The organism is Rhodococcus sp. C3V, from assembly GCF_029269915.1.
GTDB lineage: Bacteria > Actinomycetota > Actinomycetes > Mycobacteriales > Mycobacteriaceae > Rhodococcus_F > Rhodococcus_F qingshengii.
In genome coordinates, this window is sequence record NZ_JARJBE010000003.1 from 325,094 (window position 1) to 347,483 (window position 22,390).

At 60.8% G+C, this 22,390-nt stretch carries 21 protein-coding genes and 1 pseudogene; 9 read left to right on the forward strand and 13 right to left on the reverse strand.

What is annotated here, in order from left to right; genetic code table 11:
- Positions 1-14 precede the first annotated feature (14 nt).
- The gene (locus P3G66_RS10460; RefSeq protein WP_064112446.1) at positions 15-383 is read right to left on the reverse strand and encodes a cupin domain-containing protein; all 369 of its coding nucleotides are present in this window, start codon (positions 381-383) and stop codon (positions 15-17) included.
- 250 nt (positions 384-633) lie between these two features.
- Positions 634-1,197: a TetR/AcrR family transcriptional regulator gene (locus tag P3G66_RS10465; RefSeq protein ID WP_029254476.1), complete on the reverse strand. Its 564-nt coding sequence runs from the start codon at positions 1,195-1,197 to the stop codon at positions 634-636.
- A 97-nt stretch (positions 1,198-1,294) separates the two neighbouring features.
- Here P3G66_RS10465 and P3G66_RS10470 point away from each other — a divergent pair, with 97 nt between their 5' ends.
- Together P3G66_RS10470 and P3G66_RS10475 are read left to right on the forward strand one after the other, a co-directional pair.
- A complete protein-coding gene (locus tag P3G66_RS10470; RefSeq protein ID WP_238592526.1) occupies positions 1,295-2,521 on the forward strand; it encodes an amidohydrolase family protein in 1,227 nt (408 codons plus the stop codon).
- Positions 2,518-3,390, forward strand: a complete 873-nt coding sequence (locus tag P3G66_RS10475) for an alpha/beta hydrolase-fold protein (protein WP_065456142.1) — start codon at positions 2,518-2,520, stop codon at positions 3,388-3,390. The genes P3G66_RS10470 and P3G66_RS10475 overlap by 4 nt, the downstream gene beginning before the upstream one ends.
- A gap of 163 nt (positions 3,391-3,553) precedes the next feature.
- Here P3G66_RS10475 and P3G66_RS10480 read toward each other — a convergent pair whose 3' ends face one another.
- Positions 3,554-4,864 (reverse strand): FAD-dependent oxidoreductase, encoded by a 1,311-nt coding sequence (locus P3G66_RS10480; protein ID WP_042449434.1) that lies wholly within the window; start codon positions 4,862-4,864, stop codon positions 3,554-3,556.
- A 257-nt stretch (positions 4,865-5,121) separates the two neighbouring features.
- A complete protein-coding gene (locus P3G66_RS10485) occupies positions 5,122-6,462 on the reverse strand; it encodes an MFS transporter (protein WP_058039219.1) in 1,341 nt (446 codons plus the stop codon).
- A gap of 400 nt (positions 6,463-6,862) precedes the next feature.
- On the opposite strand from P3G66_RS10485, the gene P3G66_RS10490 reads away from it, so the two are divergent.
- A complete protein-coding gene (locus tag P3G66_RS10490; protein WP_041814672.1) occupies positions 6,863-8,080 on the forward strand; it encodes a helix-turn-helix domain-containing protein in 1,218 nt (405 codons plus the stop codon).
- Between the two features lie 639 nt (positions 8,081-8,719).
- Here P3G66_RS10490 and P3G66_RS10495 read toward each other — a convergent pair.
- The 3 genes and pseudogenes from P3G66_RS10495 to P3G66_RS10505 all read right to left on the reverse strand — a co-directional run bounded on the left by P3G66_RS10495 (position 8,720) and on the right by P3G66_RS10505 (position 12,275).
- Positions 8,720-10,144, reverse strand: coding sequence for a PQQ-binding-like beta-propeller repeat protein (locus P3G66_RS10495; RefSeq protein ID WP_276116516.1), 1,425 nt, complete (start codon positions 10,142-10,144; stop codon positions 8,720-8,722).
- Positions 10,145-10,286: 142 nt separating this feature from the next.
- Positions 10,287-11,589: pseudogene (locus P3G66_RS10500) on the reverse strand (TrpB-like pyridoxal phosphate-dependent enzyme).
- A gap of 227 nt (positions 11,590-11,816) precedes the next feature.
- Positions 11,817-12,275 carry a PaaI family thioesterase gene (locus P3G66_RS10505; RefSeq protein WP_276116517.1) on the reverse strand — a complete coding sequence of 153 codons (459 nt, stop codon included), beginning with the start codon at positions 12,273-12,275 and terminating at the stop codon, positions 11,817-11,819.
- Between the two features lie 85 nt (positions 12,276-12,360).
- On the opposite strand from P3G66_RS10505, the gene P3G66_RS10510 reads away from it, so the two are divergent.
- From P3G66_RS10510 to P3G66_RS10520, 3 genes are all read left to right on the forward strand, one after another.
- The gene (locus tag P3G66_RS10510; protein WP_065456140.1) at positions 12,361-12,936 is read left to right on the forward strand and encodes a TetR/AcrR family transcriptional regulator; all 576 of its coding nucleotides are present in this window, start codon (positions 12,361-12,363) and stop codon (positions 12,934-12,936) included.
- A 72-nt stretch (positions 12,937-13,008) separates the two neighbouring features.
- The gene (locus P3G66_RS10515) at positions 13,009-13,512 is read left to right on the forward strand and encodes an SRPBCC family protein (protein ID WP_019746932.1); all 504 of its coding nucleotides are present in this window, start codon (positions 13,009-13,011) and stop codon (positions 13,510-13,512) included.
- A gap of 28 nt (positions 13,513-13,540) precedes the next feature.
- Positions 13,541-14,791: an NADH:flavin oxidoreductase/NADH oxidase family protein gene (locus P3G66_RS10520; RefSeq protein ID WP_065351931.1), complete on the forward strand. Its 1,251-nt coding sequence runs from the start codon at positions 13,541-13,543 to the stop codon at positions 14,789-14,791.
- Here P3G66_RS10520 and P3G66_RS10525 read toward each other — a convergent pair whose 3' ends face one another.
- Both P3G66_RS10525 and ald read right to left on the reverse strand, forming a co-directional pair.
- Positions 14,792-15,667, reverse strand: a complete 876-nt coding sequence (locus P3G66_RS10525; RefSeq protein ID WP_007734162.1) for an aldo/keto reductase — start codon at positions 15,665-15,667, stop codon at positions 14,792-14,794.
- 68 nt (positions 15,668-15,735) lie between these two features.
- Positions 15,736-16,836, reverse strand: a complete 1,101-nt coding sequence (gene ald, locus P3G66_RS10530) for an alanine dehydrogenase (protein ID WP_276116518.1) — start codon at positions 16,834-16,836, stop codon at positions 15,736-15,738.
- 109 nt (positions 16,837-16,945) lie between these two features.
- On the opposite strand from ald, the gene P3G66_RS10535 reads away from it, so the two are divergent.
- Complete coding sequence (locus P3G66_RS10535; RefSeq protein ID WP_003945867.1) at positions 16,946-17,467, forward strand: Lrp/AsnC family transcriptional regulator; 522 nt, start codon at positions 16,946-16,948, stop codon at positions 17,465-17,467.
- Between the two features lie 7 nt (positions 17,468-17,474).
- Here the strand turns inward: P3G66_RS10535 and P3G66_RS10540 are convergent, their stop codons facing one another.
- The 3 genes from P3G66_RS10540 to P3G66_RS10550 are packed head-to-tail and all read right to left on the reverse strand — an operon-like array spanning position 17,475 to position 19,864.
- Complete coding sequence (locus tag P3G66_RS10540) at positions 17,475-18,539, reverse strand: maleylacetate reductase (RefSeq protein ID WP_063315016.1); 1,065 nt, start codon at positions 18,537-18,539, stop codon at positions 17,475-17,477.
- A gap of 1 nt (position 18,540) precedes the next feature.
- Complete coding sequence (locus tag P3G66_RS10545; protein ID WP_231782933.1) at positions 18,541-19,329, reverse strand: pirin-like bicupin family protein; 789 nt, start codon at positions 19,327-19,329, stop codon at positions 18,541-18,543.
- A 37-nt stretch (positions 19,330-19,366) separates the two neighbouring features.
- Positions 19,367-19,864, reverse strand: a complete 498-nt coding sequence (locus P3G66_RS10550; RefSeq protein ID WP_007734170.1) for a VOC family protein — start codon at positions 19,862-19,864, stop codon at positions 19,367-19,369.
- A 111-nt stretch (positions 19,865-19,975) separates the two neighbouring features.
- Between P3G66_RS10550 and P3G66_RS10555 the strand changes: the two genes are divergently transcribed.
- Together P3G66_RS10555 and P3G66_RS10560 are read left to right on the forward strand one after the other, a co-directional pair.
- Positions 19,976-20,446 (forward strand): MarR family transcriptional regulator, encoded by a 471-nt coding sequence (locus P3G66_RS10555; RefSeq protein WP_007734171.1) that lies wholly within the window; start codon positions 19,976-19,978, stop codon positions 20,444-20,446.
- Between the two features lie 62 nt (positions 20,447-20,508).
- Positions 20,509-21,327, forward strand: coding sequence for a Cof-type HAD-IIB family hydrolase (locus P3G66_RS10560; protein ID WP_003945542.1), 819 nt, complete (start codon positions 20,509-20,511; stop codon positions 21,325-21,327).
- Between the two features lies 1 nt (position 21,328).
- Here P3G66_RS10560 and P3G66_RS10565 read toward each other — a convergent pair whose 3' ends face one another.
- Positions 21,329-22,216: an alpha/beta fold hydrolase gene (locus P3G66_RS10565; protein WP_003945464.1), complete on the reverse strand. Its 888-nt coding sequence runs from the start codon at positions 22,214-22,216 to the stop codon at positions 21,329-21,331.
- Positions 22,217-22,390: the final 174 nt, after the last annotated feature.

Here is a 22,390-nt window from a genome sequence, read left to right on the forward strand (position 1 = left end):
GCGGATTCTCTTGGTCATTCGTTGTATACGACGAACACCTTGCGTACGGTCTCGGTGACCGTCCACGTACCCTTCCATCCGATTGGGAAGATTGCACTCGTACCGGCAACGAGATGTACGGGATCGCCGTCGTCCTCCTCGACGGTCATGGCGCCGGAGACGATGGTGATGATCTCGCCGCGGGTGAGGAACTCCCACCGCGACTTTCCCGGTTCGCTCTCCCAGACTCCGGATTGAATGCGGCCGTCGTCACTGGTGAACTCGACATCTGCACGAGTGATGATGTCTCCGCCGAGTGGCTCTGCACTGGGTTGGCCCAGCAGTGCTTGTTGGAAGATCCCACTTGCGCTGTTCAACTCTGCGGCGCGGAAGGTAACGGTCACAATTCGATCCTGACTTTCGAAACTCGTGTGAATCATCGGACTTGTCGATGATGTCGTGTGTCTGCTGAGCCGGGATACATTCACTTGTCGCATCTTTCGGCATTTCGCTCGTACAGATGTCGAAAGGGTGATCGACCATCATTCAACCGGGGCTCAGGGAACCGTCTCACGCCGAAACATGCCCGAGCCCAGGGAAAACGCCCCCGCGCCGGTGATCTCGAACGGGGGTGATCGGTTGTGTATGAGGGGTTTACGTGGTGGACGCTGTCAACGAGGTGATGAAGCGCTCGGCTGCCGCGTCGACCTCGGCGTCGGGGGTGAGCAACCTCTGCAGCAACAGTCCTCGCAGACATGCGGTTGCGATGATGCTCTGCTGCTTTGCATCCACCACTGTGAATCCTTCGCGAAGGGCCGCCGCTTCGAGGAGGTGCGCCAAATCGTCGAGGTCGGCGGCGAAATCTTGAAATGCTTTGTGCTCGTAAACCGCAAGTCCGGCCAGGTGAAAAAAGGTGCGGCTTCGATCTTCGTGCTCGGCGTTCGAGTAGAAGCTCCAGATCGCCCTGCACAGGGCTGCGAACCCGAGATCTTTGCCCATCGCGGCGATGACGAGGTTGTCACGGCGGCGAGCTTCCGACAGCACGGCGCTGAGGAGTCCCGGTCGTGATCCGAAGTGATAGGTCAGCAGCGTGTGGTGCACTCCGAGTCGCTCCGCTACTTGGCGCATCGACAGCTTCGGGCTTGGGCCGGTTTCACCGAACTCGTCGAACAGTGCCTGCAACAGTCGCTCTCGACCCTCCCCAACCGGCGATCTCACGCTACCTCCATTGACGGGTTCACCACTGTTGAGTACGGTACCGCATATCGAATTCACCAGTGTTTAGGAGAGTGGTTTCCAATGCTCGGAGGTCCCTTTGACTGACGTATGGTTTGCCGGCGGCATGGTCGCGGATGGATCGGGTACCGACCCGGTCGAAGTCGACGTGTGCGTGAGCGACGGCATTGTCACCGCGATCGGACAGGCGCCGTCGGGTTCGACCACGGTTGACTTGGACGGCATGCTTCTAACTCCGGGGCTCATCGATGCCCATGTCCACCTGGGCATTTCGAGTCCGATCCGAAGGCAATTCGGGTTTGAGCTCTCGGCAGCCGAACTGGCTGCGGGCATCTTCGCCACCGCGGGCCATGCCCTCGACGCGGGCTTCACCACGGTGCGAGACGTCGGTGGCATCGACGGCGGAGTCGTCGACGTTATCGCGAGCGGCAAGGTGCGTGGTCCGCGCGTCCTCTCGTGCGGTCCTGTGCAGTGCCAGACCGGTGGACACGGCTACTACGGGGCCGCGTGGGAGCCGACCGAGCTGTGGAACATGCACCACATTCCCGGGCTCTGCGCCTTGTCCTTGATGTCGGGTAATGCCGACGAGCTACGACGCAACGTGCGCGAATCGTTCCGCCGAGGCGCAACATTTCTGAAACTGTGCGTCACCGGCGGTGTCGTCGGAGGCCATGACAGCCTCACCGACACACAGTTCACCGTCGAGGAAATCTCCGTGGCAGTGGAAGAAGCAGCGTCGCGCGGCACCTACGTCACGGTCCACGCGCACAACAATGCGGGCATTCGCAACGCGGTGCGGGCCGGCGTCCGGTGCGTGGAACACGGCACCGACATCGATGCGGAGACGGCCCAGCTGATGCGGGAACATGACGTGGCACTTGTCCCCACCTTCGCCGTGGTCGAGCAGTTGGCGGACACCGAAAGCATGGACCTGGACCCGGCAATACGAGAGCGTGCAGCCGGAGTGCGTCAACGCATGGCCAGAGCGCTCGAGGCCTCTCGCGCAGCAGGCCTGAGGATCGGCCTGGGCTCGGACCTCATCGGGCCGCACCAAAAGCGCCGAGGTGAGGAGTTGCACTTGCGCGCGGAGTTGGAGTCGCCGATGCATGCACTCGTTTCGGCCACCAGCGTCAATGCCGACATTCTCGGTATCGGGGAAAGCGTCGGGACGATCCGCGTCGGTATGCAGGCGGACATGGTTGCCTGGCAGCAAGACCCACTCCGAGACGCAAAGGTGTTCGCCGATCCGGACATGGCTGTTCTCGTCGTGAAGTCCGGAAATATCGTCAAGGGAGACGTTCGATGAGCGCAATGCTGCACGGATGCTTTGCAGACACGGGGTACTTCGAAATCACGGCGAAGTCGGGGTACAGCTACGGCATCTGGGTGACCACACCCCCCGGCTACGCGGACTCCACGGATCCCTTACCGCTGATATACGTGATGGACGGCAACTGGGCTGTAGGTCTTACCGCCCCGCTCATCGTCACGCAGGCAGACCCGTATCTGACGATCGCCCCGTACATCCAGGTCAGCGTCGGTTATGCCGGTGAAGAAGCTGCCAACTGGGCACGACTACGCAACCGCGATCTCGTGCCGCCCGGGGAACCGGTAGGCGAAGAAATGATGGCTACTCTTGCCGCTGCTCGCGACTCGGGTGCAATGACCCAGGAGTATGTGGACGCCTACCTCGAGGAGCTGGCAGACACCCACGCGGACGTCTTCCTCGACTTCCTGACCAACGAACTCCACCCTCGCCTGTACTCGTCGGAGCTACGTGTCAGCGAGTCCGGGCACGGACTCTTCGGGTACTCGTACGGAGGCCTTTTCGCCCTCTACGCATGGCTGCGCGACGCGCCCCCATTCGCGACCTTCGGTGCGGGTAGTCCCGGAGTTGTGAACGCCGACAGCCAGATCCACACACTGGTCGAGGCACTGCCCGAGCGTGGCGTGGGCTCAGTTGTTCCGCAGCTGCACGTCACGCTGAACGAAGCCGAACTGACTGGACCCATTCCGATCTATCGCGGACTGTCACGCAACGTTCTCGCCGTCGTGGAGCAGTTGCATGGCAAGGGACGGTCGCAGGATGTTTCGACCGCGTTGTTGCACGAGACGCACGTAACCGGGCTGCAGGCATCGTTCCTGAGCTACTTGAAGAGCTGCCATGCACGTTAGCTCTCCGTCCCGGAGGCGATGTGCCGCTGACACGTTCTAGGGCGATTTTCCGTAGACGCCGTTGAAGGAGAAGTCGGCTGTGGGTGTCTACCACGTGGTGGACACCCACAGCCGTGTCTATTCAGTTGTCGCGGCTATCGATTCTCCAAGCCGGACAAGACTTCTAACCCATGACCGTCCCGGTCGACTCGGCATTGGGTGCCCGAAGGCGGGAGAATGCGCCGAGGTCGATTTCGAGCCCGGTGTGCATCCCGACATAGGTCAGGGGATCAGCGTCGTGATCGTGTCCAGCTTCCACCTGGTCGATGATCCTGGACATGAGGCGCCCAGCGATGGGCGCATTTTTGAATTGGTTCCCGCTGGTGCCCATGGCGACGTAGAAACCTTGCCTGTCTGTCTTGTCATAGATCGGGGTCCAGTCGGATGCTGCGTCGTACACGCCGGCAATACCTTTCGGTTGTGACGGGACCTCCAGGGTGGGGAAACGCCTGGCGGCGCGGAAAACCTGCGCTTCGAACCGGGCAACAGTGCGATTCGGGTTGGCGGTATCAGGGTCGTCGATCCACTCGAGCGGATCGCAATCCGGTTCGGTTCCGCCGACAAGGAAACCGTTTCCAGGTTCGGCTCGCATGTAGGTTCCGAGATCCAAATCGGCGATCATCGGGCCGAGGATCTCGTCGTCGTTGTAGCCAGTGGGTGCGGTGACGTGATGAACTTCCTGGCGCAAGGGCCGAACCGAAACCTTGAAGTCGGCCCCGACGTTCGACAGCTTGTTGAACGCTCCTGACCAGGGGCCGGCGGCATTGACGACAATCTTGGATTTCACACTTTCCCCGTCGTCGAGCCCTAGCTGCCAGATGCCGTCAGGCAACTGCTCGACTGCCACTACACGCGTGTTGTATGCGAAAACCGCACCGTGCGAACGTGCTGCCGCAGCAAGATTCGCGGCAGCCAGTTGCGGGTCGTCGACGAACCCCGCCTGAGGTGTGTACAGCGCGCCGAGCGTGGTTTCGGCATCTGCGAAGAAGGACTCCGAGTCGACTGGCTTCGGAGGATAGTATTTGCCGGCGTCGATACCGGGAATCTTCTCGACGAGTGTCGTTGCGTCCCAAAGCTGGTAATCGATTCCTATCTTCTCGAATAATCCGATCGTGCGCGCGTGGGGCGCGACGTCGACATCGAGCAGTGCCATCCCGCATTGCCGAAACTTCGCAAGCGCGCCGTCGACTGTCGCGTTGAGATGCTCGCTCCAGTTTTGCCAGCAATGCAGCGACTCCCAAGCCGCAGCCATACCGTCGAATGTGGAGTAGTTGAACCGGATAACCGCACTGGATGCACTGGTCGAGCCGTAGCCCGGACCACCAGACTTGTCGATGACCAGGACTTCGTAGCCTCGAGCGGCCAGTTCGTAGGCGATGGAGCTGCCGATCACTCCAGCTCCGACCACAACTGCATCGGTCTTGTCGGTAGGCACTTTCGGCCTCTCTTTCTACTGATGGCTTCGCCGGATCGAAAGCACAGCTGTTCGATCCGGCAAGCTTGGGTTCTGGTAATTCCGACGCCGTCGACTTCCTCTGGAGAGCTTCATCCCGACTTCTCGGATTCGGCTCTGCCTTAATGAATTTGGCACCTGAAAGTCCAGAGGTGTTCGTCGTCCTCAACTCTCTCGTGGCGGCCATCGGAACGCTATCGACAGCTGCGCAAAAAATCACAGCCGTGGCGCGTCCGTTGTCAGAAATGTTTCGTCGGGCTGCCCTGCGTGGCAGACCAGTTTTTCGTTTCCGGAATCCCTCGCCACAGAATGGGAAGCGCGATCAAAGCGATGGCGGTCGCATAGAAGGCAGGCGACAGATCGCTTCCAGTGGCGTTGACCAGTGCTGCGCACACCAGAGGAGCGGTCCCTGCAAAAAGTGCATATGCGATGTTGTAGGGGATTGCCGTGCCGGTGAATCGCGCATGCGTCGGCATCATTTCGAGAATTACGAGCAAAGCGGACGCGAGTAAGGAAAGCGCGAGGACCAGAGAAGCCAGTGCAACGGCAATCGCGAAAATGTTTCCGGTACCGATGAGCATGTAGCTGGGCACCGAGACGAAAACTGACATCACCATGCCGATTCTGACGAGTGGCCTCCGGCCGATTCGGTCGACTGTGGCGCCGAAGAAGATGAACAGCGGTACTGCGAGAACCAAAGCGCCGGTTGTCATCAGCAGTGCAACCGTGCTCGGAACATCGGCTGAGAGAACCAGAAATGTCGGCATGTAGCCGAGCAGCATATGAGTAACGACACCGAGCGAGGCGAAGTACACGAAGGACGTGAGCAGAGTCCGCCAGTGATTGCGGAACAGATCTGCGAGTGGGCGGGTTGGAAGGGAATCGTTTTCTTGCATTTCCTTGAACGCCGGAGTCTCCTCGACGGCAAGCCTCATGAACAGGCCCACCATGGCGACAACGCCTCCGATGATGAACGGCCAACGCCATCCTCCGTCGGCGAAGTGCTCAGCGCCGACCGAGCTGAATGACAAGACTGTGACCGTGGCCAAGATGCTGCCGACAAATGACGAAGAGCTGATTATCCCTGCGTACAAGCCTCGGCGGTGGGACGGCGCATGCTCGACGACGAAGGTGGCAGCTCCGGTGTATTCGCCCCCGGCCGAGAATCCTTGAACCAATCGGCACAGCAGCAGCAACAGCGGTGCGGCAACACCGATCGAAGCGTACGTCGGTAGGAGACCGATTGCCGCCGTCGAGCAGCCCATGAGCGTAATTGCCAGGGACAGTGACCTCCGTCGGCCGAGGCGGTCACCAAGCCGTCCGAAGAATATGCCGCCGGCAGGTCTGGCCAAGAAGGCGACTCCGTAAAGAGCGAAGGTGGCAAGCAGTGCGCCACTGCCGAACTCCGGAGGGAAGAACACTGTCGCGAGAACTGCGGCAGTGAAACCGTAGATCGTGAAATCGAACCATTCGACGATGTTGCCTGTCGCCCCGGCGATCAGGGCCCTACGGCGCGCCGATCGACGTCCAGGTGGAGTCTCGGTTTGATGCCCTGCAGGAGCATTTGCTGTGCCGGTCATGATGATTCCTCTCGGGATATGCTGAATGGCAACGGCTTTGCGACATCACGGTCACCGATGTCATTCGAGGTATTCGACATTGAAAGAGGTCGGTGGGATTCGATGTTGAACTGGCGAACGAAGGTCGTTGTCGATTTCGGGTCGGAGGCGACTTCGTCTGAGGGAGATCGTGCCGGCCGGCCTCGCGCCCCACTATGCAAATCCCACGGCTGCAACAGATCTCGTCGCTGCCACGTCTGACGGGTTGCGAACCGAGTGAAGACGTCACGGGTCTCGAGTGCTTGGCATGAAGCGAGCCTATGGTGCAAAAGTTAGTTGCATCACTGTCATGTGTTCAATTTTCTACGTAGAAATTTGGGCATATGTTGCAAACCGGAGAGGGGGCTCGTACAGTTCGACCATGGTCGGAGAACTGCAGCATTTGGTGGACACTACCGGGCGCCGACTGGACCGTTCCGTTGCGATCGATGATGTACAGATTCGTCTGCTCGCGTACAACTCGCATGACAGTGCCGTCGATTCAGTCAGAATGAATTCCGTTCTACAGCGGAATGTTTCACGCGAGATCGTAGACTTCATCTACGCGAGTGGAGGCCGTGAAGCCCTCGATCTCTTCACTGTTCCCGTCAACGAAGAACTAGGGCTGACCCTTGGCCGGGTCGGGATGCCGATCCGATACCGCAATGCGCTGCTGGGCTTCGTCTGGCTGTTGACTTCGGAGGGCGAAGTTGACGAGGATCAAGCCGAGGTCTTGAGGCGCACGGCTGATGCGGCAGCGATGATCCTCCACCGCGAACAGTTGCTGGACGAGTTGTCCCGAAGTCGGGAGCGGGAACTTACTCGAGACGTCCTGTCGGGCGAGCGGTCGCTGCGCGAGGACGCGGCAAACAGGTTGGCCGAGGAGGGCTTGTTGGCTGCGGGTCCAGCAGTCGTGGTCACTGTGTTGCTCCGTCCTGGCGACCAGTCGACATTGACCGAAAGAGATCGTCTGAGTGTTGCCGTCGGCGTCGATCAGCTTCGTCGGAGGCTCCCGCGGAACAGTGCAATCCAACTCGACCGCCCCGACCACAGTCTGTTGATCGTATCGGTGGCCGAACGCTCGACTCAAACCCATCTGGACTCGCTGATCGTGGCAGCCCGGGAGCGAGTCTTGTCTGAAAGTGGGCGCCAGAACATCGAATGTTGGGTCGGTATCGGTGAACCGCGAACCTCGGTTGCGGATGTGCGCGAATCCTACGAAGAGTCCAGACGTTCCGCAGATGTGGCCCAGGTCGTCAAGGTGCTCGGAAATGTTGTGCGTTATCGGGATCTCGGCGTCTACGGACTTCTGGCCGAACTGTCGGAGGATCGACTCGAGAACAGTATTCACTCAGGTTTGCAGTCCTTGCTCAGCCATGAGGACTCAAAAAGTGAGGCTCTTCTCGCGACGCTGGAGAGCTTTTTGGACAATGCCGGTGACGTAAAGCGAACGTCCGAGGCGCTCTGTGTGCATCGAGGGAGCTTGTACTATCGTTTGCGGCGAATTCAGGAGATAACACGCGCAGACTTGGCAAACGGCGACGACCGGTTGGCATTGCATTTGAGTCTGAAAGTCGCGCGGCTGTTGGATCTCCGATGATCCCAACCGAGAAGAGGGGACTGCGGAAGAATCCAGCGGCTCAACGTAGTTCGGGGCTTTCGATCGTCAAGCGGGATGGTTCTGGGGTGGGAAAGGAAGCGCGTCGTACATCGGCCGGGGTGGGTTGGCTTGACCTGCTGAGACGTTCATACGTTTGAAAGGGCACCTTCTATTCTCCTGTCGGCAGATGCGGCGGAGTGCAACTTTTTCGGGCATTGAAAGTGCAGAATCGTCCAGATGGGTGTCGAGCTGCGTGAAGAACGCGCGTTTTTGCAAACCGAAATGACGACGAATTTGGTCTGAGTTCGGTCCCCCGGTACGCAGATGTTTGCGCGCAAACTGGACTATTTGTTGCCGACTGCAAATTGGGGATTTCGCGACCATCCCGTTGGCTCCCTTTACGGTTGGGTTGGATCAGATACCTGAGTCGGTGCGATTTTTACGCACCCCTCACTGCAGGTCTGGTCTGATCTTTCCGAAATGGGAGTCGCGGAGATATATGCAGTTGTTCGAGATCGTTCCCCCGAAATTGAACAAACGCGCCAGACTGGATTGTGGCCATTGATGCTGCACGTCTAGCAATTTGCTTGCTGCTGAACTGGCTGGTCAGTACGACACGGTATCGGTGATGTTGCCGGCCTAACGCCAAACGGTGAAATGGTTCTGCCAGGAGAACGACACGTTTTTGCCGGCATTCGAGACGACGACTCCGCGTGGATCAACTTCTGGGGGAAGGGGAACCGACCACGTCATCTTTCCGTCGCGAGCCCGGATCGCGTGCATGCCGGTGTAGTCGCTGAAGACGAAGTGGTCGCCATCGGTTACCCCGCTGCGAACCCAGTACGCGTCTTGCCAGGGCGTTTGCCACAACTGTCGGCCACTCTCGATGTCGAGACCCGAGATTGTGCGAGTCTCGGGAGACGTGACCAGGATTGTTTTTCCTACCACCGCGGCGATGGCGCTTCCCGTCCCGGCCATCGCGGTGTTGACGATTTGTGAACTGCGCCAGAGTTCGTCACCGGAATTCGGGTCGTAGGCGCCGTCGCCGAGAAACATCGGCAGGCCCGTCGAGGACTTACTTGGGTAGGACGACGATGAGTACGAGGGAATCGGTATCGCACGAATCGTGGATCCATTTGAAGCCAAGAGGTTTTGGGTTCCTGCATAACCTGACCTGCCGCCGACACTGGTGAGGAACAATCCGTTCCCGGCCGGGGCAAGCGAATCACCCTCGAATCTGAATCGTTCGGCGCCGGAATCCAGATCGTAGATTCGATAGCGGTACTGTGGGTCCCCGCCATCGCCCTGTTCCATCGCAATGACAGTGTCGGTGTGAGGGACCGTGTAGACGGCCCCGAACTTCTCACTTGGTTCGAAGGTGCGAACGAAGTTGGCAGTCAAATCGGTTGTGGTGCCGCTGGCAAGAATTCGTGTTCGAACCGTTCCGTCCATCCTTTCGCCGGACGTGTACACGGTGTCTCCGGCGATGGTGGCGCCATTGAGATCGAAGTCGGTTCCGAGGTCGGACATAAGAGTTCCGGTCGCGGTATCGACAAAGATCATCCGTCGATCGCCCCAGCACGCGATGATCGTGGATTCGTTCTGTTGGCTGCACTGGCCGATGACTCCGCCGATTCGCGTTTTCCACAGCGGACTTCCGTCGTCGGGATTCACCCCGACGAGTGTGACGGCACCGACTCCCTGACTCGACGAAGACTCGTCGGTCTTGGGAAGCGGATAAGCAGTCGCGGCCACCAGCACGTCACCGACTTGGTACGTGTTGCCGTAGCCGTAGTAGCTATCGAGCGTGGAAGGCATCGACAGCAGCACGTCCCCGGGGTTGTCCGTGAGCGCTCGGACATCGAGTTCCCAGGCTTGTTGCGGAGGATCGGAGAGGTCTACGTCGACAACGCCTTGCTCGACGATCGGACCGCCTGTCTTCTGCTTCGGCCATGCCGCATCACTGGAGTCGGAGATTACCGATACGACGATGAACGCGATCGCCACGAGCAATGCCAGTCCGAGTGCGACCAGTTTCCAATGTTCCTTCAACCGAAGCTGCATCGAAAGACCGTAACCGATCGATCAAACTGATCGGTTCGTTTCGCGGACGGCCGGCACGATGTCGATCGCGAGATCGAGCCCACGTGCTCGGTGTGACGAAGTGTGGTGGCCTCGTACGCACGAGACCACCACACCGACGGCGTCAGACGTAAGGCGAGTACGCCGGAAGATCCAACTGACCGTTGCCGGACAGCCCGATCACGATCACCTCGGGTTCGGTGACGGCACGGGCGTGAGCGATAGCGCCGGCAACCGCGTGGGTGGATTCCGGAGCCGGGATGATTCCTTCGGCGCGGGCGAAAATCAGACCTGCCTGGAGTGCGTCGTCCTGATCGACGGCAATTGCATCCATGAGTCCGAGGTTGACCGCGTGCGAGACCATCGGCGACATGCCGTGGTAGCGGAGGCCACCGGCATGGATGGCCGGCGGTACGAAATCCTTACCCAGAGTGTGCATCTTGAGCAGCGGCGTCAGGCCGGCGACATCACCGAAGTCGTAGCGGTACTCGCCCTGGGTGAGGGACGGGCATGCCGACGGCTCGCAGGCGACCAGACGAGTCTTGGTGCCTTCGCGAAGTTTTCGTCCCAGGAACGGGAAGGTGAGTCCGGCGAGGTTGGAACCGCCACCGGCGCAACCGAACACGGTGTCGGGGACGGCGTCGCCGGCTTCTTCGAGCTGGACCATTGCTTCCTGACCGATCACGGTCTGGTGCAGCATGACGTGGTTCAGCACGCTACCGAGTGAGTAGTGCGTGTTCGGATCCTGCGCAGCGACCTCGACGGCCTCACTGATGGCCATACCGAGCGAGCCGGTGGTGTCGGGATGCGACTTCAACAGTGCGCGTCCGGCTTCCGTCAGGTCCGAAGGCGACGGGTGACAGATTCCGCCGTACGCCTCCATCTGGATGCGTCGGTACGGCTTCGAATCGAAGGACGAGCGAACCTGCCATACCTCGACGTCGAGTCCGAGCAGCGCGCCCGCGAACGACAGCGACGCACCCCACTGTCCCGCACCGGTTTCGGTGGTGAGCTTGGTGGTTCCCTCGATTGCGTTGTAGTAAGCCTGCGCGACAGCAGTATTCGGCTTGTGTGAACCGACCGGGCTCACGCCTTCGTACTTGTAGTAGATGCGGGCAGGTGTGCCGAGAGCGCGCTCGAGTCGATGCGCGCGGAACAGGGGGAGAGGGCCTCCACATGCCGTAGATCTCGCGAACCGTCTCCGGGATCTCGATGTAGCGCTCGGTTGCGACTTCCTGCGCGATGAGGTTCATCGGGAACAGCGGCGCCAAGTCCTCGGGGCCGAGCGGCTCACGAGTGCCCGGATGCAGGTGCGGGGGAACAGGCTCGGGGAGGTCAGCCGCCAGGTTGTACCAGTGCGTCGGCACTTTCGACGGGATGGAGACGCCCAAAGGCTCGAGCGAACGGTTGAGTGGGGTGGTGGTCAACTAACTCTCCTTCGTGGATTCGGTACCTGATCTTGGCGGTCGTAGCGACGACGCGTACGGCATTTGCCGGATCGGGGATCCTGAGAGGAGCCTGCTGGACCACCCGATATCGGTCCGGGCAGCACGCAGTTGCGGCTGACCGTCAGCGGTCGGGCCACCAGAGGTGCGCAGTGAGCAGGGTCACGAGCCGATCGTACATCGGCACTCGCACCCTGCTCACGTCGGGCTTAGCGAAAAATCATGCACGTCGTGGTTCCATGCGCCACCAACTTGCCGTTTTTGTCGAGGACCTTGCCCTCTGCCGTCGCGGTACGCCCGCCCACGTGAATGACGCTGCCCTGGGCTGTCAGTTCGTCACCGTCGAGAGGCACCGTGCGGATGTAGTTGAGCTTGAGTTCGAGGGTCGTGTAGCCGACGCCGGCCGGAAGCATCGTGTGTACCGCGCAGCCCATGACCGAGTCGAGCAGCGTTGCGCAGATGCCGCCGTGCACAGTGCCGAGCGGGTTGCTGAAATCGGCGCGCGGGGTCAGGGCGAAGCTCACGGATCCTTCGTTGACCTCGCGCATCTCCATGCCGAGGAGGCGTCCGATGCTGGGCCGGTCGTTGACCTGCGTTCCCATCCAGCGGAGAAGTTCGAGGCCTGTCATCTGCGCCGGATCGACGGTCGCGGTTGTCTCGTCACTCATTGTTTCATCCCATCACTATGTAGGTCGTCATACATAACGTAGCGTATGAGTCGACAGGTGTACCGACGGCCGAAGGATCTGTGACATGGCAGAGCTGAGCTCACGTGATCGCATGATTCGCAGTGCGGTTGAACTGATCAGCCGCAACGGTGTCGACGCGACGTCCTTCAGCGACGTCATCAAGCACAGCGGCGCACCCCGTGGGTCGATCTACCACCACTTTCCTGGCGGTAAGACCGAGTTGATGGTCGAAGCCGTGCGCGCGGCCGGTGCGATCATCACCAGACGGATCAGCTCGGCTGCGGCTACCGGTTCCACGGCCGACGTGATCGAAGCGGTCGGAGACATCTGGCGACTCAATCTCACACGCTCGGACTTCGCGATCGGCTGCCCGGTGATTGCCGGCGGGTTGGCGCGTGCCAGTGAGCCAGAAGTCGCGGAAGTGTCGGCTGAGGTCATGCTGGGATGGCAGAAGTTGATCGAATCGCAACTCGAAACTGCGGGTTATCCTGCAGTGCAGGCAAGATCGATGGCAAACCTGACGATCACGTCGGTCGAAGGTGCAGTGGCGGTGTGCCAGACGACTCGAAGTATCGAGCCGCTCGAACAGGTCATCGCTTCACTGCAGGGGCTCTCTCGTTCTGAGGCTTGGTCCCGCTGAGCCTTCGGGGGTTGACTTCGGTCGTCAAGTATCCGTAACTTCATGTAACGGCTAATTGGGCAGGAGTAGGCGATGACACATTGGTTCGACCTCGAACCGGTCGGTGTCGATTTCTTCGACACGGCACCGCATATCTTCACGTACTCGATCGATCTCGCCGCCGAACCTGACGCCGTCTGGGCCGGTCTGACCGCCGACGAGCCTTTGTCGTGGTGCCGACTGCTCACAAAAGTGCACTACACCTCGCCGCGCCCCTACGGCGTCGGCACGCGCCGAATCGCGGAGGTGGGCGGCGGTGCGATGCAGATGCGCGAAAAGTTCATCACCTGGGACGACGAAACGCGTCGGCACTCGTTTTACGTCGAACAGTCCAATGTTCCGCTGTTCCAATCCTTCGCGGAGGACTACCGCGTCGACGAGCTCGCAGTGGGTTCGAGACTGCAGTGGAATTTTGCATTCTCGCCGCGTCCGAAGCTGTCGCTCGCGGTGCGCGGCGGGCTACCGGTCAACTCGCTGATCTTCTCGAGCTTCGTGCGCGATACCAAGCGGCACTTCGGTTCTGCGCCACGCCATTGACTTTCTTCCCTTCATACGAGAGGCATCCATGACCACGCTCGGAGAATCATTGACTTTGCCCTGCGGGCAGATCCTGCGGAATCGCACGATGAAAGCTGCGCTCAGCGAGGCTCTGGGTGACCGCACTCATGGACCGTCCACTCGCTTGGAAACGCTGTACGGTCGTTGGGGCAGTGGCGGGTTCGGTTTGCTGATCACCGGCAATGTCATGGTCGATCGATCGCAGATCGCCGAACCGGGCAATGTCGTCGTCGACGACGATCGTGATGCCGAAGCACTGACTGCCTGGGCCAAGACCGCCAAGAACGGCGGCGCCGAGATCTGGATGCAGCTGAACCACCCAGGGCGGCAATCCAACCCGATTGCCAGCAGAGGTAGACCGGTCGCCCCGAGCGCGATCGCGCTGAAGATTCCGGGAATGGCGACGCCGCGAGAACTCTCGACCGCTGAGATCGACGAGATCATCGACAAGTTCGCGGAAACCGCTCGCGTCGCCGAGTCCTCCGGCTTCGGGGGCGTGCAGATACACGCAGCGCACGGTTATCTTGTTGCGCAGTTCCTTTCGCCCTTGTCCAATCAGCGGACGGACGAGTGGGGTGGAGATCCTGAGCGTCGACGACGCTTTCTGATCGAGATCGTTCGGCGCATACGCTCTGCCGTTGCTCCGGGATTCGCGGTCTCGGTCAAGCTCAACTCGGCTGATTTCCAACGAGGTGGATTCTCGGAAGACGAGTCGCGAGAAGTAGTGCGCGCGTTGACCGAAGAGTTGGTGGATCTCATCGAGATCAGCGGTGGCAGTTATGAATCGCCGGCCATGATGGGTAAAGCGCAGAAGCAGAGCACTCGCGATCGAGAGGCATATTTCCTCGAGTACGCCGAGACAGTCCGAGCGATTGCCGGCGACATTCCCTTGGCGGTCACCGGCGGCTTCCGCTCGCGATCGGCGATGGTCGAGGCACTGGCTTCCGGCGCGTGCGACGTGATCGGCCTCGGCCGGCCGACGATCACGATCCCCGACGCGGCAACCGTTCTCCTGGAATCGGATCGGGAACGATTGACCGTGCCGACTGTTGAGTTCGGAGCGCGGAAGTTGTTGGGGAAGGTTGCCGACATCTCGATGCTCGACGGTGCACTCGACCTGCAGTGGCATACCGATCAGCTGCACCGGATGGGCGACGGAAGCGAGCCGGATCCGGCTCGGCCGTGGTGGAAGACCCTCGGAACGATGGTGAGGCGAAACGGATTCGATGCGCTTCGCCCCACCAAACGAGCGGCTTGATCAGTTCGGTGCACCGATGTTGAGTTCATCGGGATGCGCGCCGACGCGGGTACCGTCGTCGAGCGTATCGATTTCGCTCAGGTCGAGATCGGTGAGTTCGAAGTCGAATACGTCGATATTCTGAGCGATTCGAGCATCGTGTACGGATTTCGGGATGACGATCAGGCCGTTCTGAAGGTGCCAACGGATCAGGACCTGCGCGGCAGTCTTGCTGTGGCGGTCACCGATTCGAGTGATGATCGGGTCGGTGAGCAGGGTGTTGGGCTTGGACGCCTTACCCCAACCTGCGTTACTGGTACCGCCGAGTGGGCTCCACGATTCGACCTTGATCCCGTGCTCGGCGGCCTTGTCGCGAATGGCGTGCTGCGTGAGGTGCGGGTGCAGTTCCACCTGATCGACTGCGGGCAACAATCCACCGCGTTCGACGAGAAGCTGCAGATGATGCGGCTCGAAGTTGCACACCCCGATTGCCTTGGCGCGGCCCGATTCCGCGATCTTTTCGAGTGCGTCCCACGTGCGGAGGAGTCGGTCGTTGTCCTGCAGAGGCCAGTGGATGAGGTAGAGATCGACGTAGTCGACGCCGAGCTTGTCGATGCTGGTGTCAAAAGCCTTCAACGCCGGCTCGTAGCCCTGATCCGCATTCCAGAGCTTCGTGGTGAGGAAGATGTCCTCTCGCGCGACGGACGAGTTGGCGATACCTCGTCCGACGCCCTCTTCGTTTCCGTAGGCGGCAGCGGTGTCGATGTGCCGGTAGCCGGCCTCGTCGAGTGCGAACCGTACTGCATGCTCGGTTTCGTCGTTGGTGGCCTGCCAGACTCCGAGGCCGAGTTGCGGGATCGTGGTTCCGGAATTCAGCGTGATGTCAGGAATGCTCATGGATCAAGGCTAGCGATCTCGAGCTGTCCTTGCCTGGGTCAGAACTGCCTGGGTCAGAGCTGCCTGGGTCAGAGAGTGGTAGCCGAGTACCCATGCGCCGATGCAACACTGTCGGACAGGAGCAGGCCGTCGTGTGTGCTCAGACCTGACCCCAGGCCGGGAACTGTCGCGACCGCGTCCTTCCACCCCTTGTCGGCCAAGGCGACGACGTACGGAAGCGTCGAGTTGGTGAGTGCGTAGGTGGACGTACGGGGGACCGCTCCGGGCATGTTCGCAACGCAGTAGAAGACCGAACCGTGAACCTGGTACGTCGGATCAGCGTGCGTGGTCGCGTGTGAATCCTCGAAGCAGCCGCCCTGGTCGATGGCGATGTCGACCAGGACAGAACCCGGCTTCATACGCGCCACCAGGCTGTTGGAGACGAGAGTCGGCGCCTTCGCCCCGGGGACCAGCACTGCGCCGATGACCAGGTCGGCGTCGAGTACTGCCTGTTCGAGTTCGAGGCTGTTGGACGTGATGGTCTTGACCTGGCCGTGGTACAGCTCGTCGATTTCCCGCAGGCGCGCGATCGACAGATCGAGAACGGTGACGTCGGCCTGCATGCCGTAGGCCACGGCGATGGCGTTCTTGCCGGAGACTCCCGCACCGATCACCACGACCTTGGCGGGGCGCACTCCTGGGACGCCGCCCATCAGAACTCCGCGTCCGCCGCCGTGACGCATCAAGTGATAGGCGCCCGCCTGCGGTGCCAGGCGTCCGGCTACTTCACTCATCGGGGCGAGGAGGGGCAGTGAACCGTCGGAACCGACAACTGTTTCGTAGGCGATGGAGGTGGTCTTCGACGTCAGGATCGCGTCGGTGCATTCCTTCGACGCCGCCAGGTGCAGGTAGGTGAAGAGCACCTGATCCTTACGGAGTCGCGAATACTCTTCTGCAATAGGTTCTTTGACCTTCAGGAGTAGATCTGCGTCCGTCCAGACCTGATCGGCAGATCCGAGGATCTGCGCGCCCGCGGCCTTGAAATCCTCGTCACTGAACGAGGAGCCGACGCCTGCACCCGTTTCGATGACGACCTCGTGCCCTCGGCCGACCAGTTCGTGGACGCCTGCTGGGCTGATGGCCACGCGGTACTCGTGGTTTTTGATCTCGCGGGGGATTCCGACCTTCATGACACGGCTCCGAACTGAGTCTGTTGTTTCTTCGAATGGCAGGTGCCAAGCATGAAGTTTCGTCGCCAGATAGTGAAGAGAAGTGAAGATAATTCTCTACGCTGTATGCATGGTGCGTGAAAGTTCAAAAATCGGTATTCAGACGGCTGCCTCGCCGAAGCATGTTCGGGCAGCAATGAAGTTGGACGAGATCGACCGGGTTCTGCTCGAAGAGCTGGCGAAGGACGCGAGGATTCCGAACAATGCGCTGGCCGCGATCGCGGGAATTGCGCCGTCGACATGCCTCGGACGTGTGCGCGCCTTGGTGGACAACGGCGTGATCAGGGGATTCCATGCGGACATCGACCCCGCCGCTCTCGGAATGGATCTGCAGGCGATGATCGCAGTTCGACTGCAGGCCAACGCGCGGTCGCATCTCAACCGGCTCGGCGACGATTTCGCCAAGCTGGACTCGGTGCTCAACGTGTACTTCGTTGCCGGTGTCGACGACTACATGCTGCACGTCGCAACGACGGATTCGGCGCAGTTGCGTGACTTCGTTGTCAACAATCTCTCGGCGCATCCGGCGGTTGCTGCGACCGAGACGATTCTGATCTTCGAACATGTCAGGCCTAGAGGCGGTACTGCCTGATTCGTTCTCACCTGATGGCGGGTCGACGCCCGGACCAGGCGTTCTCGAGGAGTTCGCTCAGGCCTGCCGGGGTGATCTCACGCGGGTTCGGATAAGCGGCGGCGTTCGCGAGTTCGACTGCACGGCCGATCTGATCGTGACTCATTCCCACCTCTCGCAGAGAGGTCGGTCCGCCGCACGAGGTGACGAGGTCGAAAACGCCGGTGGCGGCGTCGGATACACCCAAGGCAGTCGCTATTCGAGACATGACTTCCGGGACGCCAGGCGCGTTGAACGCCATTGCCTGGGGAAGGACAACGGTGTGGGTGGGAGCATGCGGCAAACCGAAGCTGCCACCGAGGGTGTGGCACAACTTGTGATGAAGCCCCATACCGACCGTGCCCAAGCAGGTTCCGGCCAACCAGGCTGCTTGCAGTAGTTCGGCCCTACCTTCCAGATTTTTCGGATCATCGACAATGCTCGGCAGCGCACGGGCGATCCCGGAGATCGCCTCGATCGCCATCAAGTCCGTGATCGGGTTGGACTCGGTGGAGTACAACGCTTCAACCGCATGCGCCATCGCGTTGACGGCGCTGGTGACGGTGGTATCCAGCGGCAGATCGAGAGTGAGGTCGACGTCGTAGATGACGGTTTCCGGTCTGATGTGGGGAGAGGAGCGAGTTGTCTTGCGTCCGTTCTCTGTTTCACCCAACACCGGAGTGACTTCTGATCCCGCGTACGTTGTCGGAACGACGATCTGATCGAACCCCGCTCGTAGTGCCAATGCCTTGGACAACCCGGTTGCCGAACCGCCGCCGATCGCGACGACCGTGTCGACGTGATGGTTCTCGGCAAGTCTCAGCGCGGCTGTCGTGACTTCGATCGGAGTATGCATCAAAGCGCCGTCGAAGCGGGCCACCGCCATGTCGCCGAGAGATTCGGTCACGGCGGCGGCAACCGCGTCGAGTCGACGACTTGCCAGCACCATCACTCGGCTACGGCCGAGCCGCCGCACTTCTTCGGCGATCGTATCGATCATCCCTTGGCCGAAGACAATTCGAGCCGGTGAAGCGTCGTACGAGAAGGGCTTCATGTCATCCCTGCGAAACGGTGGCGTGCATTTCCCAGACGATGACCTCTGCCCCGGTATCGGAGCTGATCTGCTGACCTCCGCCGCCGGACACGCGTACCGCGTCACCTTGTTCGAGCACTCCGACGCCTTCCATGGCGGCCTGACCGTCGGCGACAAAAACGTGCAGGAACGGTGCGTCGGGCAGGGTCACGGGCTGTCCGGGTTGCAGACGCGCAACGTGCATCGCGGCGTACTTGTTCTTGATCCGGATTGCCGAGTGATCGGCGTACGCGTCCATGCCGGAGGCGACGGGAACCAGTCCACCGGCAAGCAATTCGGCGTCGATCTCCAACTGCTCGTAGCCGGGGGTGATTCCGGCTTCGTCGGGGATGACCCACATCTGGATGAAGTGAACCGGGTCGCTGTGCTTGTCGGAATGGCTGCCGGCCACGTCACCGAGTCGCCACGAATCGTTCTTCTCCGAATGCAGGATGCCCGTTCCGGCGCTCATCCGCTGGGCTAGACCGGGGTAGATGACACCCGAATGACCCATCGAATCCTGATGTACGAGAGAACCTCTCAGTACCCAGGTGACGATCTCCATGTCCTGGTGGGGATGGGTGTCGAATCCCATTCCCGGCGTGACGATGTCGTCGTTGTTCACCAGAAGAAGACCGTGGTGAGTGTTCTTCGGGTCGTAGTGATTGCTGAACGAGAACGAGTGCTTCGAGTCCAGCCAGCCGGCATTGGACTTGAAACGATCCCCGGATCGACGGATATCGAGGTTCGGCTGCGACAGAGTGGAGGTCATGGTGTGCCTTCCGAATGGTATGGGGGAGAGCAAGTTTTCAGAGGACGTGATTGCCGTACATCTCACCGAGTGGGTCTGCGATCAGTTCGAGTCGAGCGCCGTCGGGATCGCGGAAGTACAGTGAAACCTCACTGTGCTCGATCAGTTCGACGCCGGCCTCGGTCAGTCTGGTACGTAGCTTCGCCCACTTGGCGGGTTCGACGCTGATCGCGATGTGGTGGAGGCCGCCGAGTACTTCTTGGTACGGGCCCACGTCGAGACCCGGGAAGTCGAAGAACGCCAGAAGGTTGCCATTGCCGATGTCGAAGAAGAAGTGCGACGACCCGGGATAGTCACGGTTCTCGATCAACTCGGTGAGTGGGAATCCGAGGAGATCCTGGTAGAACTTCACGGTTCGTTCGACGTCACTGCTGATCAGGGCCGTATGGTGCAGGCCGCGTGCGGTCGATGCGGGTCGTTTGTCGGCGGGGAGCAGATGTCGATCCCTGATCTCGGCCCGGCGTTCCTCGAACTGCACTGCGTTGTTGTCGCTCATAGCGCCCGCCTCTCGGTTGAACCTTCTCTTCGAACAGGTAGTTGACTGATCAACTACATTGAGAATAGATCATTTGATTTCGTTGTCAACTACTTCGGATATGCTGGTGTCATGGAATCGACGCGGTGGTTGAGCGACTCGGAGCAAACGGCCTGGCGGGCTTACCTGGACTCGACCCGACTGCTCCAGCGTGTTCTCGATCAGCAGTTGGTGCGAGACTCCGACATTTCCTTCACCGATTTCGAACTGCTGGTCGCTCTCGCCGAAGCGCCCGGCCGGCAACTGCGCATGAGTGAGCTCGCCGACGCTGTGATGGCGACCCGAAGTGGTGTGACCAGGGCCGTCAATCGGCTGGTCGGTGCCGGGTGGGTGCGCCGGGTCGAGTGTGTCGACGACAAGAGGGGCGCTAATGCGGAGCTGACCGACTCGGGTGCCGAGAAATTGGCGTCGGCAAGCCCGGCGCACGTGGCCGCTGTACGGGAGAGCATGTTCGACCTGCTGAGCCCGCGAGATGTCGAGCGGCTGGGTGTGGTCTTCGGTGAGATGCGTCGGCACCTTCTCGAGGCCCAAGCAAGTAATTGACAGAGCAACGGCCCATGTCACGTAGTTGGTGAGGGCTGCGAACGGACTGCCATCATTGTCTGGTGACCCGTATTCGTATGTTCGCAACCGACCTCGACGGCACCCTGCTGCGCTCCGACCGAACGATTTCGGCGCGCACCGCGCAGGCCATGGAGAACGCGCGGCTCGCGGGGATCGAAGTTGTGTGGGCGACGGCCCGGGCCAGGCATTCGGTACACACGTTGGCGAGCTCGTGCGGATTTCGCGGTAAAGCTGTGTGTGCCAACGGAGCTGTCATTCTCGACCTGGCGGACGGGACTCCGGAGATCGTCGACACCGTTTCGATCGAAACATCTTTGGCTGCAACAGCTATGGAGCAGGTTCGTGCTCTGATTCCTGGCGTCGTGTTCGCGAACGTCGGACCCACGCAGTTCTTTGCCGAGCCGGAGTATGCCGCTCTGTGCGAGTTCGCGGACCATCACCGGCACCTGCACGAGATGGTGCTCGCCGATACGCTGCCGCTGGACGTGGAGCCGATGGTCAAGATCGTGGCCCGGCATGCCGAGGTTCCCAGCGCCGACCTGTACCGAACTGCGGTCGCTGCGGGCATCGAGGGTGTGGAGTTGACCCACTCCGGGGCTCCGTACATGGAAATGGCTGCAGCGGGCGTCTCGAAGGCCAGCGCTCTCGCGCAGTTGTGCGCGATCGACGGCATCGACGCGTCGGAAGTTGCCGCGGCCGGTGACGCCTTCAACGACGTTGCGATGCTGACCTGGGCCGGAACGGCTCTGGCGCCCGCCAACGCCAGAGCCGAGGTCATCGAGCTCGCCGACCGAATTTTGCCCACGAACGACGAGGACGGGGTGGCGAGCTACCTCGAAGAGCTGGTTGCGGGGAGCTAGTTCAGCTGCTGACGGCCTTGGGTCCGGTGCCGATACCGACTCCGCAGTCCGTCATGAATTCGGAGAAGACACGGTCGAAGCGATCCGGATAGTCAAGGTGCGGGAAATGCCCGGCGCGCTTGAATATCTCCACCCGCCCCAGCGGTAGTTCGGCGCGAGCATTCTCGGTGTGGGCGTTGGGGATGATGGTGTCTTCCTCGCCCCACACCAGTAGTGCCTGCAGGTTCTTGAAGTTGGCGAAATGCGGAGTGGCATTGACGGTTTGGCCGTTGTAGTTGATGACCGATCGCGCGGTCGCCAGAAATGCCTGACGTGTCGACGCGTCCGATACCGAAGCAAAGCTCTTACGGGCCTCACTCGCGCTGGCACCGAGCTTGAACAGGCCGATCTTGTTGAAAAGTCCGAGCGCTTTGTCCGTCACGTCGGTCAGCGTCCTGGACGCGAGAACGGGAAGTACCAGTTCGCTGCCGGGCAGAGTCGCCGCGCGCAGGAGTGGGCTCACCTCGGGGCCGAGTCCGCCGCTGGCCACCAGGCACAGCCGCTCCACCCGGTCGGGGAACAGGTACAGCGTCTGCATCGCGATCCCACCACCGAGGGAGTGACCGACGAGGGTGGCCGACGGAATATCGAGGGCTTCGAGGAGGTCGCGAACGGTGGCGGCGTGAGCACTGAGTGAATAGTCGCCGGCAGGCTTGTCCGACGCACCATGTCCGAAGAGATCAGGGGCGATCACGCGGTAATGACGCGAGAGCGTCTCGATCTGCGGCTCCCAATTGGAGTGCGCGCCCAGTAGGCCGTGAATGAGCACCACAACGGGGCCACTGCCTTGGTCGACGTACTTGAGCTGGTCGCCGTGCAATACAACCGTCTGTAATTGGTCGGTTGCCATGATTGAACCTTTCGGAGCCGCCAGTGTCTGTGGCTGCTCGCGTGTTGTCGGACCGCACCCGCCCCGACGCGGATCCACGGGTATTTGTGACCGGGAGTAACCCCAGTTCCCTCAGTATGCCCACCGAGGGGCCCGATGTCGTCGCCATCGGGCGTGTTGTGACGAACCGTGAGC

Coding starts and splice junctions, on each gene's coding strand:
- P3G66_RS10475 (WP_065456142.1), top strand. CDS start 2,518: ATGAGCGCAATGCTGCACGGATGCTTTGCAGACACGGGGTACTTCGAA.
- P3G66_RS10485 (WP_058039219.1), bottom strand. CDS start 6,462: ATGACCGGCACAGCAAATGCTCCTGCAGGGCATCAAACCGAGACTCCA.
- P3G66_RS10490 (WP_041814672.1), top strand. CDS start 6,863: ATGGTCGGAGAACTGCAGCATTTGGTGGACACTACCGGGCGCCGACTG.
- P3G66_RS10495 (WP_276116516.1), bottom strand. CDS start 10,144: ATGCAGCTTCGGTTGAAGGAACATTGGAAACTGGTCGCACTCGGACTG.
- P3G66_RS10505 (WP_276116517.1), bottom strand. CDS start 12,275: ATGAGTGACGAGACAACCGCGACCGTCGATCCGGCGCAGATGACAGGC.
- P3G66_RS10510 (WP_065456140.1), top strand. CDS start 12,361: ATGGCAGAGCTGAGCTCACGTGATCGCATGATTCGCAGTGCGGTTGAA.
- P3G66_RS10515 (WP_019746932.1), top strand. CDS start 13,009: ATGACACATTGGTTCGACCTCGAACCGGTCGGTGTCGATTTCTTCGAC.
- P3G66_RS10520 (WP_065351931.1), top strand. CDS start 13,541: ATGACCACGCTCGGAGAATCATTGACTTTGCCCTGCGGGCAGATCCTG.
- P3G66_RS10525 (WP_007734162.1), bottom strand. CDS start 15,667: ATGAGCATTCCTGACATCACGCTGAATTCCGGAACCACGATCCCGCAA.
- ald (WP_276116518.1), bottom strand. CDS start 16,836: ATGAAGGTCGGAATCCCCCGCGAGATCAAAAACCACGAGTACCGCGTG.
- P3G66_RS10535 (WP_003945867.1), top strand. CDS start 16,946: ATGGTGCGTGAAAGTTCAAAAATCGGTATTCAGACGGCTGCCTCGCCG.
- P3G66_RS10540 (WP_063315016.1), bottom strand. CDS start 18,539: ATGAAGCCCTTCTCGTACGACGCTTCACCGGCTCGAATTGTCTTCGGC.
- P3G66_RS10545 (WP_231782933.1), bottom strand. CDS start 19,329: ATGACCTCCACTCTGTCGCAGCCGAACCTCGATATCCGTCGATCCGGG.
- P3G66_RS10550 (WP_007734170.1), bottom strand. CDS start 19,864: ATGAGCGACAACAACGCAGTGCAGTTCGAGGAACGCCGGGCCGAGATC.
- P3G66_RS10555 (WP_007734171.1), top strand. CDS start 19,976: ATGGAATCGACGCGGTGGTTGAGCGACTCGGAGCAAACGGCCTGGCGG.
- P3G66_RS10565 (WP_003945464.1), bottom strand. CDS start 22,216: ATGGCAACCGACCAATTACAGACGGTTGTATTGCACGGCGACCAGCTC.